Here is a 17,548-nt window from a genome sequence, read left to right as displayed (position 1 = left end):
AGGGCGAAGGAGGAGGCTGGTATGCCCAAGATCACAATCATCGGGGCGGGGAGCGTCGTGTTCACGCGCAATCTGACCAGCGATATCCTGCTGGTCCCCGCGCTGCAGGACAGCACCATCAGCCTGATGGACATCGATCCCGTGCGGTTGGGGCTGGCCCGGGACCTGGTGCAGCGGATGATCGACGAGCGGAAATTACCCGCCCGGGTGGAGGCCACGCTGGATCGCCGGGAGGCCATCCAGGGCGCCGACTTCGTGATCATCACCATCCAGGTGGGAGGGCTGGACGCGTACAGACTGGACATCGAGATCCCCAGGAAGTACGGCGTGGGCCAGTGTGTGGGGGATACGTTGGGGCCGGGCGGCGTCTTTCGGGGCCTGCGCACCATCCCCGTCCTGCTGGACATCGCCCGGGAGATGGACGAGCTGTGCCGGCCGGATGCGCTGCTCATCAATTACTCCAACCCCATGTCCATCAACTGCTGGGCCTTCGCCGAGGGGAGTGGCCGGCCTCATGTGGGGCTCTGTCACAGCGTGCAGGGCACCACGGAGATGTTGGCTCGCTGGATCGGCGCGCCGTACGAGGAGGTCACGTACAAGTGTGCCGGGATCAATCATCAGGCATGGATCCTGGAGTTCAGGTGGCGGGGCGAGGATGCCTATCCGCTGATCCGCAAGGCCGCCGAGGATCCGGAGCGGCAGGGGGAGGAACCGGTGCGCATCGAGCTGATGCAGCAGTTCGGTTACTTCGTCACCGAGTCCAGCGGCCACGCCTCGGAGTACGTGCCCTATTTCCGCAAGAGCGAGAGGATGGTGGACGAGGAGCTCTCGCCGCGTTTCAAGTCGGAGGCCGATCACTGGTTCCGATGGGGGCGTACGGGCGGCTACTACGACCACTGCGTCGAGCTGTTGCCCACGTACCTGGACGACGTGAAGGAGCAGATCGCAGGCGAGCGGCCGTTGCCCACGGAGCGCACCCACGAGTACGGCTCGTACATCGTCGAGGCCATGGTGACCAACCGGCCGACGGTGATCCACGGCAACGTGCCCAACACGGGGCTCATCACGAACCTGCCGGAGGGATGCTGCGTGGAGGTGCCCTGTCTGGTGGATGGCAACGGCATCCGGCCGTGCTACGTGGGCGACCTGCCCTCGCAACTGGCCGGGCTGAACCGCTGCATGATCAACGTGCAGGAGTTGGCGGTGCAGGGGGCCCTGACCGGCGATCGAGAGGCCATCGTCCACGCGGTGATGTTGGACCCGTTGACCGCGGCCGTGTGCACGCTGCCGCAGATCCGGGCCATGGTGGACGAGATGTTCGAGGCGCAGGCGCAGTGGCTGCCGCAGTTCCCATAACGTGGCGGCGGAGAGCGGAGATGAAAGATCGGAGGCTGAGAGGAGGTTCAAATGGCGGGAAAGCTCTCTGGGAAGAAGGTCGTCATCATCGTGGCCAACGAGTTCGAGGACATCGAGCTGCTGTACCCCATCCTGCGATTGAGTGAGGAAGGGGCAGAGGTCGCCGTTGTGCCGGTGAACGAGGGTCTGCATCCCCGTCCGCAGGTCGATTGCAAGCCCGTGACGGGTCGCTTCGGCCATACCGTGCCCATCCCGGTTATGTCGGAAGGGCGGCGATATATCATCAAAGGGATCGACGAGGTGCGTGCTGACGAGGTTGACTGCCTGCTCTTCCCCGGCGGATACTCGCCGGACGTGTTGCGGCTGCACGAGCCCACGTTAAACCTGGTGCGTGCGTGCCATGAGCAGGGCAAGATCATCGCCGCCATCTGCCATGGGCCCTGGGTGCTGATCTCGGCGGGGATCCTGAAGGGAAGGCGGGCCACCGGATATGCGGCCGTGCGGGACGACTCGATCAACGCCGGGGCGGAGTGGGTGGACGTCCCGGCCGTGCGAGATGGCAACGTGATCACCGGCCGGGTCCCGGACGACCTGCCGGAGTTCTGCCAGGAGATCATCAAAGCGCTGTCGGAGTAGTCCGGGCGGGCGATGTATGGAAGAGGCGGGCCGTTCAAGCCCGCCTTTTTTGGTCCTCCGAGGGATGCGGGAGGGGGGAGGCTTGCCGGGCCTTCTCAGGGGACAGGGTTTTGCCAGCGGGACCGGACTTAAGTCATGTAGGCATCGGGGCGAGAAGAGGATAGAATGAGCGTGTGAGCGGAATTTGGCCGGCTTTGGATGGTTTTGGTGGCGGCTTGCGCATTGAGGCTCAAAAAATAGACAAATTTCTCGTTTTTGAGTATAATAGCAGCGCCTCGGCTTGTTCGCTATTTCACACCACGTCGACGAAAGGAGGGATATGACGAGACGTTAACGGGGATGTATCCTCCTTGGCTATCCGCCCACGTTCTCTTTCCTCAGGCGATCTTTTGACCCTGTCGGATCTACCTTGATCTATCCAACCCTATATACAGGAGGAGGCGAATGGGACAAGACACACAAGGCGGTTGGTTTCGTTCTGCGCGTGTGTTGATCCTCGGTTTGGTGGCGGTGATCGTCGTGCTGGGCGTGGCCCTCATCGCGGTCACCGTGGGAGGCTCGCTCACCCAGGTAGAGCCCGAGCGTGTGAACGCCCTGGCGGAAAGCGATGACGAGTGTGTGACGTGCCACCGTCGGACGACGCCAGGCATCATCGAGCAGTATGGCTATAGCTCCATGGCCGCCGCCGAGATCACCTGTCGAGATTGCCATGAGGTGGAGGCCGACTACCCCGGCGCGGAGGAGCACGAGGGCACCTACGTGTTGGGCAGCCCCACCACGGCCATCTGCGAGCGCTGTCACTCCGTGGAGGTGGCCCAGTTCAACCAGAGCCGTCATGGGCTTCCGGCCTATGTCGCCTACGCGGGCACGGAGGACTTGACGCCCGAGCTGCTCTCGGTCTATGAGTCGGTCCCGGAGGGCGGCTTCAACCCCGATCGGATGCGGAACGCCCTGTACGCCATGGAGGGCCCCGACATCACCCGCTTCGCCTGTGAGAGTTGCCATAACATCGGCAAGCCGGCCGCCGACGGCTCGGTGGGCCAGTGTCAGAAGTGCCACCTGCGGCATGAGTTCAGCCTGGAGCAGGCTCGCAAGCCGGAGACGTGCAACGCCTGCCACATCGGGCCAGATCATCCGCAGTGGGAGATCTACCAGGAGTCGCCACATGGGATCGCCTATATGACCGGTGGGGACCGCTGGAACTGGGATGCCGAGCCTGGCACGTTGACGGTGAGCGACTTCCCGGCTCCGACGTGTGCAACGTGTCATATGAGCGGCTTCGGCGCCAGCGGCACGACGCATGACGTGGGCGATCGCCTGACCTGGTACCTGTTCGCCCCCATCAGCAAGCGTCGGCCGAGCTGGCAGGATAACCAGACACGCATGCAGAACGTGTGTCGGGAGTGCCACAACGAGAACTTCATCAAGGACTTCTTCGACGCGGCCGACCGGGCCACCGAGGCGGTGAACGCCTGGGTGGAGGAGAGCAACGAGATCGTGGCACCCCTCAAGGAGCGTGGCCTGCTGACGGCTGAGCCGTTCGACGAACCGATCGACTTCACCTACTTCAACCTGTGGCATCACTGGGGACGCACGGCCAAGTTCGGCGTCTGGATGCAAGGCCCCGACTACGTGCAGTGGCATGGCGTCTATGAGATCCTGAACGATCTGGCCGAGCTGCGCGAGATGGCCGAGGAGAAGCTGCAGGAGGCAGGGCAGTAGCTATGTACCATCTGGCGACCGTCTTCCCGATATTCCGAGGTGCCCGGAGGCTGCTCTTCACCCGCGATCAGTGGATGCTGCTGATGGCGGCCATCAACGAGATCTTCCTGGGCATCGATACGTATCTGGCGCACAAGATCAGCGGAACCATCCGCCCGTATGAATGGATCCCCATCATCTTCGGCCCGGTCGCCGGCGTGCTGCTGCTGCTGGCTGGGCTCATCGCGCTGCGTCGACGGCCTCAGGCGACGGTGATCGCCACGTTGACGCTGCTGGCCAGCATCGTGGTGGGGATCCTGGGCGCTTACTTCCATCTGGTGCGCATCGCCCTGCCGAACGCCCCGCCGGGCCAGCGCGTCTTCCTGAGCCTGTTCGTGTGGGGGCCGCCCATCCTGGGCCCGCTGACCTTCACCCTGGTGGGGATCTTGGGCATCAGCGCCGCCTGGGTGGAGGATCCGCCGGATAGCGGCGTGCTCATCCTGCCACGTGGCTGGCGCCTGCGCATGCCGTACAGCAAGACCCGGGCTTACATGTTCTGGGTGAGCCTGGGCACGCTGGCGACGGTCATCAGCAGTGTGTTGGATCACGCCCGCACCGGCTTTGAGAATCCGTGGCTGTGGGTCCCGACGGCGGCCGGCGTGTTCGCCACCGTCGTGGCCTTGGCCGTGGGAGCGATCGATCATCCCACCCGGGCCGATCTGTCGGTATACGTCGGGGCCATGGTGCTGCTCATCGTGGTCGGCGTGGTGGGCGCGGTGCTGCATATCCAGGCGAACCTGGTGGGGGGGAACGCCATCGTGCCCGAACGGTTCATCCGAGGAGCTCCCTTCCTGGCGCCGCTGCTCTTTTCCAACATGGGAATGCTGGGGTTGCTCACGTTGCTCCATCCCGGCGAGGCGTGAACGGAGGGACCTGAGCCGCATCAGGCATAGCCGAGGTATCCATAGGGGCTGGCAGCGAACCGCTGCCGGCCCCTTCGCGTTCGAAGGGGGCACGCCCCTTCTGTGGGGGACACGGTCTCGCCGGGCGCTTCACCTGCTCGGGGAAGGCATCTTGTGGTGAGCGTTGGCCATCTGTCCATGGAGCGTCGTCATGGCACCAAGCAATGGACAGTCGCGAAAGGTTAATGTATAATCCTGGATGTTATGGTGAGCTGCCATCTCCTACTGACAAAGGAAGCGTGCTATGCCTCGACCTTTGCGTGATTCGCCTTATATCTTCGGAATCCACGAGGAGGGTGGCGAGCGGTACATGCTTGCCAAGGGAAAGCCCGGCTGGATCGTGTTCACGGAGGAGCTGGGGGCGGACCCCAACAATCACTCCGGGCGGGACTATCGGCCGTGGTCCGACCAGGATTTGGGGATCATCGTCCGGCTGAATCATGGCTATGAGCCCAACGGCACGATCCCGTATTCCAGCCAGTATGAGGCATTCGCGCAGCGATGTGCCAACTTCGTGGCGGCCTCGCGCGGCGCGCACATCTGGATCATCGGCAACGAGCCCAATCACGCCGTGGAGCGGCCGGGGGTCCAGATCGACTACAGCGTCTCCCCGCCGAGGGTGGTGAACCCGGGCGAGATCATCACGCCGCAACTCTACGTGCGATGCTACCGGCTGTGCCGGGAGGCGATCAAGCGCGTGCCGGGGCATGAGCAGGATCAAGTATGTGTGGCGGGCCCGGCCCCGTGGAACAACGCGACCGCCTATCCCGGCAACGAGAGCGGCGACTGGGTCGTCTACCTGGAGGATGTGCTGCGGCTGTTGGGGCCGGACGAATGTGACGGCATCACCCTGCATACCTACACCCATGGCTCCGATCCGAACCTGATCTACAGCGAGGCGAGGATGGGGCCGCCGTTCGAGAACCGGTACTACAACTTCTACGCGTACCGCGATTTCATGAACGCCATCCCCGCGTCGATGCGGCATCTGCCCGTGTACATCACGGAGACGGACCAGAACGTGCCGTGGGCCGATGTGAACAGCGGGTGGGTCCGGAACGCGTACGCGGAGATCAACTGGTGGAACCAGCAGCCGGGACACCAGCAGATCCGTTTGCTGGCGTTGTACCGGTGGCCGCCCCGGGATCAGTGGGTGATCGAGGGGAAGCAGAAGGTGATCGAGGACTTCCTGATGGCGCTGGACAACGACTATCGTTGGCGAGAGGCGCCGGTGCAGGAGCCCTATCGGGTCGCCTTCCTCTCGCACGACACGCCGGAGGAGATGTGGACGGGGCAGGTCTACACGGTTCACCTGCGCCTTCAGAATCAGGGATCTCGCACCTGGCGGCACGACGGGGCCAATCCCGTGCACGTCGGCTTCCATTGGTTCGACTCGGACGGCCAGTTGGTGCTGCTGCCGCCCGAACATGATTTCCGCAGCGAGCTGCCCAGGGATGTGGCCTCCGGGGAGATCGTCGAGGTGACGGCGAAGGTGGCGGCTCCTCCCCAGCGAGGTACCTTCTCGTTGGAGTGGGACCTGGTGGAGGAGGGGGTGACCTGGTTCCGGGATCAGGGCAGCGACCCGCTGAAAGTCGAGGTGAAGGTGACGCCCCTGGATGAGGAGTACTTCGAGGAGACGGGGCAGTGGGTACGCGGCCCCTTCCTGGCCTTCCTCCGTGAGAAAGGCGTGGATGTGGTGGGGATGCCCGTATCCCCGCAGTTCACCGATGAGCAAACGGGATATGAGACCCAGTACTTTGAATACATGATCCTGGAGCTGGTCGACGGGCAGATTCGGCTGCGGCCGGCCGGCAGCGAGGCATACCAGGCTCGTCAGCAGGTCCAGGAGCTGAAGCAACGCATCGATGAGCTGACCCAGGAGATCGAGCGGCTGCGCCATCAGCTGGAGCAGGGGCTACCGGTCGCTCAGGTCCCCCGGCCGGAGATCACCGACGTCGTCGATCAGCTCGATCGAGATCCGGACGGCTTCACGAAGCGCTCGCTGGATCGGATCCGGTACCTGGTGTTCAATCATACCGCCACGTCGCCTTCGGTCCCGGTGGAGCAGCTGGCCTCCGAGCACCGTCAGCGGGGGTTGCCGGGCTTCGCCGGCCAGTTCCTGATCACGGGAGATGGCCGGATCCTGCAGACGGAGCCGCTGGACGAGGTGGTGGACGGGCAGCAGACCTGGTCGGTGGAGGGCGTGAACATCTATATCGCCGGGAACTTCATGGGCGATGTGCCCTCGTCAAAGCAATTGGAGGCGGCCGCCTGGCTGAGCGCCTGGCTCTTGCAGGAGCTACATCTCCCCGAGGCATCGATCGTGGGCCTGTCCGAGCTGATCTCCACTCAGTCGCCCGGGGATCAATGGCTGGACGGGGCGCGCTGGAAGGATACGCTCCTCCAGAAGGTGCGCGAGCTGCGATACCCCTCTGCGCCCCCTTCAGAACTGGAAGAGGAGCTGGCCCAGCTCCGAGAGGCGCTGGCGGAGGCGGAGCAGCGAGCTGAACGCGCCGAGGCTCGGGTTGAGGAGCTGGAGCGCGAGGTGGAGGCCCTGCGTCGGCGCCTGAACGAGATCTCGTCGGGGCCGATCCCCAAGCCCGCCTTCCGGGTCATCGTGGACGAGCTGCCCAAGAGCGACGATCCCGAGAACGTCTATGACACGCGAGATCGCTCGGAGATCACCGCCATCGTCGTGCACCATACGGCCGTCTCGCCCGGCATCAACGCCTATCAGGTGGCCAAGGCGCACGTGGAGCTCAACGGCTGGCCGGGCATCGGATATCACTTCTTCATCAATCCGGACGGCACCATCGAGCAGACCAACTGGTTGGAGACGGTGTCGGCGCACGTAAAGGGGCAGAACCGATACAGCGTCGGGGTGGCCTTCGCCGGGGATTTCACGGAGGTGACGCCGACGCCCGCCCAGATCGAGCGGGGCGGGCATCTGATCGCCTGGCTGATGCAGGAGCTGGACATTCCGCTGGAGTGGGTACGGGGCCACAAGGAGATGCCGGATCAGAACACGGCCTGCCCGGGAGATCAGTGGGCGGACGGGGCGCACTGGCGGGAGATGCTGGTGCGGCGCATTCAGGCGGTGCAGGCCGGGCAGCTGAGCGCGCAGAAGACCATCGGGCATTACATGTTGTTCTGGTGGCGCAGCCCGGATTACTGGGCGAAGGCGGACTGGGTGAACGCCCAGAATTACATCCGGCACTTCCGGCCGACCTGCGGCTTCCTGGTGGAGGACGCCATGCAGGCCGAGTACGTCACCATCGTGGGCGGGGTGGCGGGCGTCTCCTGGCAGGATGAGGAGCGCCTGCGGCTGGCCGGCTGCAAGGTCGAGCGGTTGGCCGGCGCCAACGAGGAGGAGACCAAGGCCATGTTGGATGAACTGGTCGCCTCCGGACGTCGCTTCCGGACCTTTGACGTATGACGATCCCACATCCTTTCGGCCCGGGGGCGTAGACATCATGCCGCCTGTCTGGAACCTGCCGTCTTATGAGATCGAGCTGCCCGTGTTTCACGGGCCTTTGGACCTGCTCCTCCACCTGATCGAGCGGGAGGAGCTGGACATCTCGGCTGTCTCGCTGGCCCAGGTGACGGAGCAATACCTGGATTACCTCTCGCGCCTGGAGGAGCTGGAGGCCGGGGTGCTGGCCGATTTCCTCGTGATCGCAGCGCGATTGATCCTGATCAAGTCTCGCTTTTTGCTCCCCAGGCCGGAGGTTCCGGAGGATGAGGAGGAAGAGGAGGATCCGGGCGAGGCGCTGGCGCGTCAGCTGCGGGAGTACAAGTGCTTCAAGATGGTGGCCGAGCAGCTGCGGGATCGGGAGCGACAGGGCCTGCGGGCGTATGTGCGGGTGGCTTCGGCCCCCGTCGTGGAGCGGCGACTGGACCTGGGGAACGTCTCCCTGCAAGACCTCCTGATCGCCATGCAGGAGGTGTTGGCGGAGAAACCCCCCGCTCCGGCCGATCCCGTCGTCCAGCCGTTGACCATCACCATCCACGACAAGATCATGCTCGCCGGGCGGCTATTGCGGGAGCGCTCCGTCGTGCGCTTCCGGGATCTGTTGGATCGTGCGACCCATCGCGTGGAGGTCGCCGTGACGCTGTTGGCCGTCCTGGAGCTGATCAAGCGTCAGAGGATCGTCGTCGAGCAGCCTCAGTTGTTTGGGGATATCCTGATTCGGCCGGTGCCGGGCGTCGATTGGTCGTCCTTTGCCGACGTATCCACCAATGGCGCAGACCCAGAACCAGCAACGCTCCCGTGACATCCACAACCCAGTCGACCGGGTCCGCGTGGCGGCCGGGCACGAATTTCTGATGCCATTCGTCGCTGGCCGCGTACAGCATGACGACCCCGATCGTCCATAGGTGCGTTCTGTTGACATAACGGCCATAGTCGAGGGCGCGGGCCAGCAGGTAGGCCAGGATGCCGTACTCGGTCATGTGGGCAAGCACGTTCTGCAGATCGGGGAGGCCGGGAGTCAGGTTGGGCAGATCCGGCCTGGAGGAAAGCAGAAAGATCACTCCCATCCAGGCGATGGGGGGAAGCCAATGCCCCCACTTGCTGGATAGCCATCGACGTATGCGGGATGGATAGGTCGTCATCGCGTTCGTGTCTCCTCGTGTGTGGATATCGGGCGTGCTCATGATGGATTAGGGCTGGACGCTGTCGCCTTTACCTCTCCTGGATCCCCTCGCCGTCAGGCAGGGCAATGGGTCTCGCTTGGTGGCGTCTCTTCGCGCCATTGTAGATATCTTCCACGGTTTCCACCAGCCGTTCCCACGTGAAGCGCGTCATCATGCGCCGCCGGCCGGCCTCTCCCATGCGCTGGGCCTGCGGGCGATCCCGCAGGAGGGCGATCGCGGCATCGGCCAGCGCTTGGTCGTCCCCCGGCGGGACGAGTAGTCCGGTCTCCCCGTGGCGCACGTATGTCTCATGTTCCCCGATCCGGGCGGCCACGACGGCCAGCCCGGCGGCCATCACATCCGCCAGGCGCGCCGGGCATTTGGCCCGATTGATCCGGTGGGCCCCGGCCGGGAAGAGTGCCACGTCTGCCTGGGCGCACAGCGATGGGATATCGGCGAAGGGGACGAGGCCTCGCCATTGGACGTGCGCCCGGGGCAGTGCGGCAGCCATCATGCGCCTGGCGATCCTGCCCGGGTCCCCGGTCGTGTCCCCGGCCACGATGAGGCGCGCTGTGGGCAGCCGGGCGTGCACGGGACTCCAGATGTCCACCAGCTGGGCGGGCGTGAACTCCACGAACCGGGTGAGCAGGAGTGCTGTGGGCTCATCGGGCGCGCGGCTCGGCCGCTTCGAATACATGGCCGGGTCCACGCCGTTGGGCACGTGGGCCACGCGCTGGGCTCCCAGTGCGTGGGCTTGAGCCGCCAGCCACTTCGATGCGACGGTCAGCGCGTCGGCGTGCCGGAATCCCCAGCGCTCTTGCCAGGCGAACAGCCAGCGCGCCGGGGCCGGATAGCCCAGGCGCTCGTTCCATCCTCCCGATCCCTCCCAATCGTCCGCGTCCAGGATCAGTCGCCCATGCCACAGGCCGAGCTGCCGGGCGTGCCACAGGAGCTGGAGGACGAAGCCGGCGTATGCCTTGGGCTTGAAGATGTGCACCACGTCGGGATGGCCGTCGAGCACCTCCCACAGCATCCAGCCCAGGATCCGGGCCGGATGGCCGATGGGCGTGTTCACAATGCGCACGCCGTCGTCCTCCCAGATCCGGCCCGCGTCCCTGGGGCTGTCCCAGGGGGGCACGACCACGGTAACCTGATGGTCGCGCCGGGCCAGGGCGCGAGCGATCGGTGCGGCGCGGCGCCACATCGTGCCCCGGGTGCGCATTCCAAACGGCCCGACCATGGTCACGCGCACGATCGCTCTCCCTCAGAAAGGAACGGACCTGGGTAGCTCCAGGTTCCGGTGTGCTCGGGGTGGATTCCCTCGCCCATTCTATGTGAGAACTCGGCTGGGGGCAAAGCGGCTGCGCCGCCGCAATCAACTCGTGGTTGAGCCGCCTGCTCCCAGGATCGAGGGAAGGCGGCCGGGAGAGAGGAAGTTCGCTGACCCGGCCTTGAGTTGCCCTGGGGCGTTTGCTATAATGCGCAGGGCGGCATGCGCGCCGGCCGTTTCGTCTAAAAGCGTGCCTGAGCGATCCTGTTGCTCCTGTCATGGGGAGGCCCGGGGGGGCGAAGCCCCTTCGGAAGAGGCCCATCTCTCGCCTTTGACCTGCCCGGCCTCGGCCTGGGTCCTTCGGGAAGGGCCGAGAGGGGCAGGTGCGAGCTGGAGTGGGGCACGCAGCTGAGGATGTCCTCAGACACCTGTCGCTCAGAGTGTGTCTGAAAGATGCTGTTGCTTCTGCTGTGGGGGGAGGCCCGGAGGGGCGAAGCCTCTCCGGAAAAAGCCCTTCTTTTGCCCTCGACCTGCCTGGCCTCGGCCTGAGTCCTGCGGAAAGGGCCGAGAAAGGCAGGTACAGGCCGGAAAAATAGGGTTCCCGGAGCGATGCGCTCGGGATACGAAGGAGGCGAAGGATGATCGAACGCGTGGAGTACGCCGGCTGGCCGAATTGCTATCGGCTGACCGATGGCCGGATCGAGGTGGTGGCCACCAGCGATGTAGGCCCTCGTATCGTGCGGTTGGCCTTTGTGGGGGGAGCGAACCTCTTTGGCGGGCTGGAGGAGGAGATGGGGCTCACCGGGGGCGATGAGTGGCATCTGTACGGCGGGCATCGCTTCTGGCACGCACCCGAGGCCATGCCGCGCTCCTATTACCCGGACAACGAGCCGGTGACCGTGAAGGCCGATGGGGATACCCTGATCCTGATCCCGCCCCTGGAGAAGACCACATATATCCAGAAGACCCTGACTGTGTCCCTGGCCTCCGGGCGGTTCGAGGTCACCCATACGTTGCGCAACGAGGGGCTGTGGACGATCCAGATCGCCCCATGGGCGCTGAGCGTGATGGCCCTCAACGGCGTGGCGATCGTCCCGCAGCCGCAGGCGCCGGATCCCACGGCGTTGCTGCCCAACCGGACGATCATGTTGTGGCCGTATACGGACATGGCCGACCCTCGCTGGCACTGGGGCACCAAGTTCGTGACCTTGCGGCAGGATCCGAACGGGGCGGGCCCGACGAAGTTCGGCATCAGCGCGACGGACGGCTGGTGCGCCTATTGGAATGACGGACAGCTCTTCCTCAAGCGATTCGACTATCAGCCCGGGGCGACCTATCCGGACAACGGCTGTACGGTGGAGTGCTACACCAACGAGCGTTTCCTGGAGCTGGAGACGTTGGGGCCGCTGGTCTGGCTGGAGCCGGGAGCTTCGGTCACCCATGTCGAGCGATGGTACCTGTTCTCGGACGTGGCGTGTGACGTGACGGACGAGGCGGCCATCGAATCAGCGCTGGCGCCGATCCTGGCTCAGACGGAGTGAGCGCCTTTTCGTGTGTTCGTGCAGACGAAGAAACCCGGCATCTGCCAGATGCCGGGTTTTGGATTCCCTAGGTGGGCTAGAGGACCCCTTTCTTTCTGCCTCTTGCCTGCCTGGTCCCGACATGGATCACCTTCGGGACCGGGCGTAGCAGGCCAAAGGCAGGAAAGGAGCTTCTATCTCATCAGCGATCGAGCGGCCTCGGCCACGCGTTCGGGTGTGAACCCGAGCTTCTCCGCCAGGATCTTGTACGGGGCGGAGGCGCCGAAGCGGTCCAGTCCGATGAAGATCCCCTCGGGCCCGATGTAGCGGTCCCATCCCAGACGCACGGCCGCCTCCACGCCTACCCGTCGGGTGATGTCCGGCGGAAGCACCTCATCCCGATAGCTCTGTGGCTGTTCCTCGAACAGCTCCCAGCTCGGCAGGTTCACGACGCGGGCCTGGATCCCGTCGGCGGCCAGCAGATCACGGGCCTGCAACGCCAGCGCCACCTCGGATCCGGTAGCGATCAGGATCACGTCCGGCTGGCCGTTGGGCGCGTCGACCAGGGTGTAGCCGCCCTTGCGCAACTCGGTGGCGGGGGCCAGTTGGGAACGGTCCAGGATGGGCAGCTTCTGGCGCGTGAGGGCCAGCGCGGTGGGGCCGCTGCGGGTCAGCGCGACCTTCCACGCCTCCACCGTCTCGTTGGCGTCGGCCGGGCGGATGACCACCAGGTTGGGGATGGAGCGCAGCGCGGCCAAGTGCTCCACGGGCTGGTGGGTGGGGCCATCCTCGCCGACGAAGATGGAATCGTGGGTGAAGATGAAGATCACGCGTATCCCCATCATGGCCGCCAGGCGTACGGGGGGACGCATGTAGTCGGAGAAGACCATGAACGTGCCGCCGTAGGGGATCAGCCCGCCGTGAAGCGCGATGCCGTTGAGGAGGCTGCCCATGCCGTGCTCTCGCACGCCGAAGTGAATGTAGCGGCCGCTGAAGTCGCCGGGCTTGACCTCCTGCATCCCCTTGGCGCGCGTGTTGTTCGACGGTGTGAGATCGGCGGAGCCACCGATCAGCTCCGGGATGGCGGGGACCAGCGCGTTGAGGGCCGCTCCAGAGGCCGCCCGGGTGGCGATGTCCGGATCCCCGGCGGAGAAAGCGGGCAGGTCGGCGTCCCAGCCCTCGGGCAGCTCGCCTGCCATCACGCGCTCAAACTCGGCGGCCAGATCAGGATGCTCCGCCTTATAGCGGGCGAACAGCTCATTCCATGCCTGCTCCCGCTGAGCTCCCTCGTCCACGGCCTGGCGGAAGACGGCCAGCGCCTCCTCGGGGATGTAGAACTCCGCATCCTCCGGCCACCCCAGATTGCGCTTAGTCAGCTTGACCTCCTCCTCGCCAAGGGGGGCGCCGTGGGATGCGGCGGTGTCCTGCTTGTTGGGGCTGCCGTAGGCGATGTGGGTGCGACACATGATGAGGGAGGGGCGCTCCGTCTCCTCCTGGGCGGCCCGGATCGCCTCCTCGACCGCCTTACGATCGTGTCCATCCACCCGCTGCACGTGCCAGTGGTAGGCCTCGAACCGCTTGGCCACGTCGTCGCTGTACGCCAGGCTGGTGGGGCCGTCAATGGAGATCCCGTTGTCGTCGTACAGATAGATGATCTTGCCCAGTCGGAGGTGCCCTGCCAGCGCGGCCGCCTCGTGGGAGATCCCCTCCATCAGGTCGCCGTCGCTGACGATGGCGTATGTGTAGTGATCGACGATGTCGAACCCGGGGCGGTTGAATCGGGTGGCCAGCAGTCGCTCGGCCAGCGCCATACCGACCCCGTTGGCGAAGCCCTGGCCCAGTGGCCCGGTGGTGGTCTCCACGCCCGGCGTCAGGCCGTATTCGGGGTGGCCGGGCGTCTTGCTCTCCCACTGGCGAAAGCGCTTCAGCTCCTCCAGGGGGAGGTCGTAGCCGGTGAGGTGGAGCAGGCTATAGAGCAGCATAGAGCCATGCCCGGCCGAGAGGATGAAGCGATCCCGGTTCACCCATTGCGGATTCCTGGGGTTGTGGCGCAGGAATTTGACCCACAGGACGAATGCCGCGTCGGCCATTCCCATGGGCATGCCGGGGTGGCCGGAATTCGCCTTCTGAACGGCGTCTATGGCCAGGGTACGGATCGTATTCACGCACAGGTTTTCGAGTTCGGGTGTCCATCTCTGCATATGCCAGACTCCTTGGTCTCGTAATGGCGTTGCACGCAGCCATGGTCGTGGGGGAAGCTTGTCCCCCGGTCTCTAGGGAGACGCGCCAGGAGGGATTCCCCGCTTGCAGGCGGAGCAAGGGCAAGCCCCTTCCCACGGCCTGCGCTTCGATGTGCTGCGCCGGTCTCGTGGATGGAAAATGGAATGGGTTGAGTTTTGAAAGGCGAGCGCATGATAGCACGAGTAGAGGACAAAGACAACTGGAGGAGAGGAACCCGCCAAAGGATGGGCGTCCAGGAGATGGAGATCGGGGCGCGACGCGATTCCCTGGCGAAAGGATCTGCCAATGATCGGGAGAGCGTCAACGTGCGCTGGAGGGGGGTGGGCATGAAGCCGTATGCCCCATGATGGGATACCTGCGGCGCTCACCTGGCTCCGGCTATCCTGGCGGGGAGCGGGGACCTCTCTTCCTCGTGAGGGCGTGAGCGGAATCCTGGGGATTTCGTCGTTCGTCGCGGGACGATCGTCGTCCCCATTTCGATTGCTATGCCGAGAAGGGGCTTTTATGGCCCTTATGATCCGATAGGGATGTCGTTCACTTCACTTCGATACGACGCGAAACCTGACGACGGGATCTCGAGTGCGCTTGTATTCCAGGGTGATGCCGAGCTCTTTCGCCGCACGATTGAGTCGATTCCTGACCGTGACCTTTTTCTCGTTTTCGCCCAGTACCAATTCTCCCCCTTCGCCTACCTCGAGTTGAGATAGATATTGCTTGTATTCTTCCCGGATCCTTGCCCGTTCTTCGGCAACCTTGCTTCGCTTTGGTTTTTCGAAGAGGGCGGCTGTTGTCTCCTTATCAAGCTTCCGAAACTCGACCATGTGTGTACCTCCTGCTTGCTCGTGATGTTAAAACATTATAATGCACTTTACGATATTTTGACAACTCTCGGGAAGTGACGGTTACCCATGGATATTACATGTAAGCGTTGTATGTGTGCTTAACATGCCTTTTCTTACCATAGAGAGATGCTAAGAGTGTGTCTGGGTGCCGTTGCTTCTGTGCGCCTGCAGGGACGAGGCAAGGTGTCGTGTCTGTATACGCATCTTCTCGGTTTCCCCCAGCACACGACGTGGCCAGACGTACCCCACCCACCGTTGAGCCCCCTTCCCCGGGCTCGGGAGAAGGGGGTTTGGGGGATGAGGGCCGTTTTCTCTCGGTCGATGATCAGGGGAATGTCTTGCGTCGGGCGACACGCGGGGTGTTCCTACCATCCCGATTTCCATCACTGACTTTGAAAAAGCCCTGACCCCAGGCGCCGCCATCCTTACCAAATTCACGGTTTTGGGGTAAAATGTCGGGCGGTGGTGATGAACCCTCGTTTGCCCCGCGCCGTTCCGCCGTCGGGCAAATCCACCGCACATCATCCAGTGTCTCCCAACGCGCCCTCTTCAGCAAGGGAGCCCACAGACGACACGGGAGGGGACGATCGTGGAAGCGGCACAGGAGAGGCGACCCTTTGATGTGATCTGTCTGGGCATCATGGTAGCCGACGTGCTGGCCCGGCCGGTCCGCCGTCTGCCGGAGCGCGGCAAACTGGACCTGGTGGACCGGATGGAGCTGCACACGGGCGGATGCGCGGTGAACACCGGCATCGCCCTGGCCAAGCTGGGCATCCGCACCGCGGTCATGGGAAAGGTCGGCGTGGACGGATTCGGCGATTACATCATCCACACGCTCCAGGACCACGGGATCGACACGACGGGCGTCGTGCGAGATCAGGTGGCCAACACCTCGGCGACCATGGTGATGATCGGCCCCGACGGGGAACGCAGCTTCATCCATTACCTCGGGGCGAACGCGGAACTGCGTCAAGCGGACGTCGACCTGGACGTGGTGAAACAGGGGCGCATCCTGCACATCGCCGGGCACAACCTGATGTCCAAATTCGATGGCCCCGACGCCGCGGCGGTGCTGGAGGCCGCCCATCGGCTCGGGGTGGCAACCTCGCTGGACACGGCGTGGGACGCCACGGGGCGCTGGCTGCGCCTGATCGAGCCGTGTCTCCCCCACATCGACTACTTCGTGCCCAGCTTTGAAGAGGCGCGTTTGATCGCCGATCGCGAGGACCCGGCCGATGTCGCTCGATTCTTCCTGGATTACGGCATCCAGATCGTGGCCTTGAAGATGGGAGAGGCGGGCTGCTACGTGACAGACGGCGAGCAGACGGTTCGACTGCCCGTCTACCCGGTGCAGCCGGTGGACACCACCGGGGCAGGCGATTGCTTCGCAGCGGGCTTCCTCGCAGGGCTCGTGCAGGGCTGGGACCTGGAGCGGACGGCGCGCTTTGCCAACGCCGTGGGCGCGATGTGCGTAACCGCCATCGGGGCGACCAGCGGCGTGCGTGACATGGAGGAGACGTGGGCGTTCATTCAGGAGATGGAATCCCGGGGAGACCAGTAGGAGGAGACCATGATCTCGCGTGAGGAATATCGCGCCGCGCAGAAGCGGGCAAAGGAATACCTGGATCGTGCGGGCATCGTGATCACCCCGGAGGAGGAGGCCCACATTGAGGTGGCGGACTTCGGGCTGGGAGACCTGGAACACACCGGTTTGCAACTGGTGGTGTATGTGAACACCGATCGGGTGTGTGCCAAAGAGCTGGTGCTATTCCCACGGCAGACGTGCCCCGAGCATCGGCATCCGCCGGTGGAAGGAGAGCCTGGGAAGGAGGAGACCTTCCGCTGCCGCTGGGGGCAGGTGTTCCTCTACGTCCCTGGGGAGCCCACACCCAATCCCAAAGCGCGTCCACCCAAGGGTCGGGAGCACACCTACACCGTCTGGCACGAGATCGTGCTGAACCCCGGTGACCAGTACACGCTGCCCCCGGACACGCTCCATTGGTTCCAGGCCGGGGATGAAGGAGCGGTGGTATCCGAGTTCTCCACCCGCAGCCGGGACGAGGCGGACATCTTCACGGATCCGGAGATCCAGCGCGCCACCATCGTCCAGTAGAGGGCTCCAGGCACCTTCGCGCGTTCCGGCCACCGGAGATCGCCGGGAGCGGCAAGGGGCGAATCAGGGACACCTCCGAGGGGCAAGCGCCTCCAGGGAGGACCTGAGGGCGCGAGGGTGTTTGTCGCATCCTTTTTCACATCATCACGGTTGCGCACAGCGCGATCAACAGCCGGTGCGTGAGCACAAACGGAGAGAGAGAATGTGTTAACCGTCCGGTCGGGAAGCATCCGCAAGCCACCGCCGGCCTTCGGGCTGGCGGTTTGCGTCTG

The 17,548-nt window shown here is 64.4% G+C and carries 13 protein-coding genes; 9 read left to right on the top strand and 4 right to left on the bottom strand.

Going from position 1 to position 17,548, the window contains the following annotated elements; all coding sequences use genetic code 11:
* Positions 1 to 21: 21 nt before the first annotated feature.
* The 6 genes from GXP39_08645 to GXP39_08620 all read left to right on the top strand — a co-directional run bounded on the left by GXP39_08645 (position 22) and on the right by GXP39_08620 (position 8,929).
* Positions 22 to 1,356 (top strand): alpha-glucosidase/alpha-galactosidase, encoded by a 1,335-nt coding sequence (locus GXP39_08645; GenBank protein ID NOZ28106.1) that lies wholly within the window; start codon positions 22 to 24, stop codon positions 1,354 to 1,356.
* 51 nt (positions 1,357 to 1,407) lie between these two features.
* Positions 1,408 to 1,992 (top strand): type 1 glutamine amidotransferase, encoded by a 585-nt coding sequence (locus GXP39_08640; GenBank protein ID NOZ28105.1) that lies wholly within the window; start codon positions 1,408 to 1,410, stop codon positions 1,990 to 1,992.
* Positions 1,993 to 2,436: 444 nt separating this feature from the next.
* Entirely contained in the window at positions 2,437 to 3,714 is a 1,278-nt protein-coding gene (locus GXP39_08635) for a nitrate reductase (GenBank protein ID NOZ28104.1), read from the top strand.
* 2 nt (positions 3,715 to 3,716) lie between these two features.
* Positions 3,717 to 4,616, top strand: coding sequence for a hypothetical protein (locus GXP39_08630; GenBank protein ID NOZ28103.1), 900 nt, complete (start codon positions 3,717 to 3,719; stop codon positions 4,614 to 4,616).
* 283 nt (positions 4,617 to 4,899) lie between these two features.
* Positions 4,900 to 8,091, top strand: coding sequence for a hypothetical protein (locus tag GXP39_08625; protein NOZ28102.1), 3,192 nt, complete (start codon positions 4,900 to 4,902; stop codon positions 8,089 to 8,091).
* A gap of 37 nt (positions 8,092 to 8,128) precedes the next feature.
* Complete coding sequence (locus GXP39_08620; protein ID NOZ28101.1) at positions 8,129 to 8,929, top strand: segregation/condensation protein A; 801 nt, start codon at positions 8,129 to 8,131, stop codon at positions 8,927 to 8,929.
* Here GXP39_08620 and GXP39_08615 read toward each other — a convergent pair.
* Positions 8,790 to 9,269: a VanZ family protein gene (locus GXP39_08615; GenBank protein ID NOZ28100.1), complete on the bottom strand. Its 480-nt coding sequence runs from the start codon at positions 9,267 to 9,269 to the stop codon at positions 8,790 to 8,792. The genes GXP39_08620 and GXP39_08615 overlap by 140 nt on opposite strands.
* Positions 9,270 to 9,339: 70 nt before the next feature.
* On the bottom strand, positions 9,340 to 10,542 hold the full coding sequence (locus GXP39_08610) for a glycosyltransferase family 4 protein (GenBank protein ID NOZ28099.1): 1,203 nt from the start codon (positions 10,540 to 10,542) through the stop codon (positions 9,340 to 9,342).
* Between the two features lie 656 nt (positions 10,543 to 11,198).
* Here GXP39_08610 and GXP39_08605 point away from each other — a divergent pair.
* Positions 11,199 to 12,101, top strand: a complete 903-nt coding sequence (locus tag GXP39_08605; GenBank protein ID NOZ28098.1) for a hypothetical protein — start codon at positions 11,199 to 11,201, stop codon at positions 12,099 to 12,101.
* Positions 12,102 to 12,274: 173 nt separating this feature from the next.
* Here the strand turns inward: GXP39_08605 and tkt are convergent, their stop codons facing one another.
* Complete coding sequence (gene tkt, locus GXP39_08600) at positions 12,275 to 14,281, bottom strand: transketolase (GenBank protein NOZ28097.1); 2,007 nt, start codon at positions 14,279 to 14,281, stop codon at positions 12,275 to 12,277.
* A 579-nt stretch (positions 14,282 to 14,860) separates the two neighbouring features.
* Entirely contained in the window at positions 14,861 to 15,142 is a 282-nt protein-coding gene (locus GXP39_08595) for a hypothetical protein (GenBank protein NOZ28096.1), read from the bottom strand.
* A gap of 661 nt (positions 15,143 to 15,803) precedes the next feature.
* On the opposite strand from GXP39_08595, the gene GXP39_08590 reads away from it, so the two are divergent.
* Positions 15,804 to 16,724, top strand: coding sequence for a sugar kinase (locus tag GXP39_08590; GenBank protein NOZ28095.1), 921 nt, complete (start codon positions 15,804 to 15,806; stop codon positions 16,722 to 16,724).
* A gap of 12 nt (positions 16,725 to 16,736) precedes the next feature.
* Positions 16,737 to 17,276 (top strand): D-lyxose/D-mannose family sugar isomerase, encoded by a 540-nt coding sequence (locus GXP39_08585; GenBank protein NOZ28094.1) that lies wholly within the window; start codon positions 16,737 to 16,739, stop codon positions 17,274 to 17,276.
* Positions 17,277 to 17,548 lie beyond the last annotated feature (272 nt).

It is taken from the genome of Chloroflexota bacterium (genome assembly GCA_013152435.1).
Lineage (GTDB): Bacteria > Chloroflexota > Anaerolineae > DUEN01 > DUEN01 > DUEN01.
The sequence above is the reverse complement of the archived record's forward strand: the minus strand, read 5'-3'. Positions and strand labels throughout refer to the sequence as shown.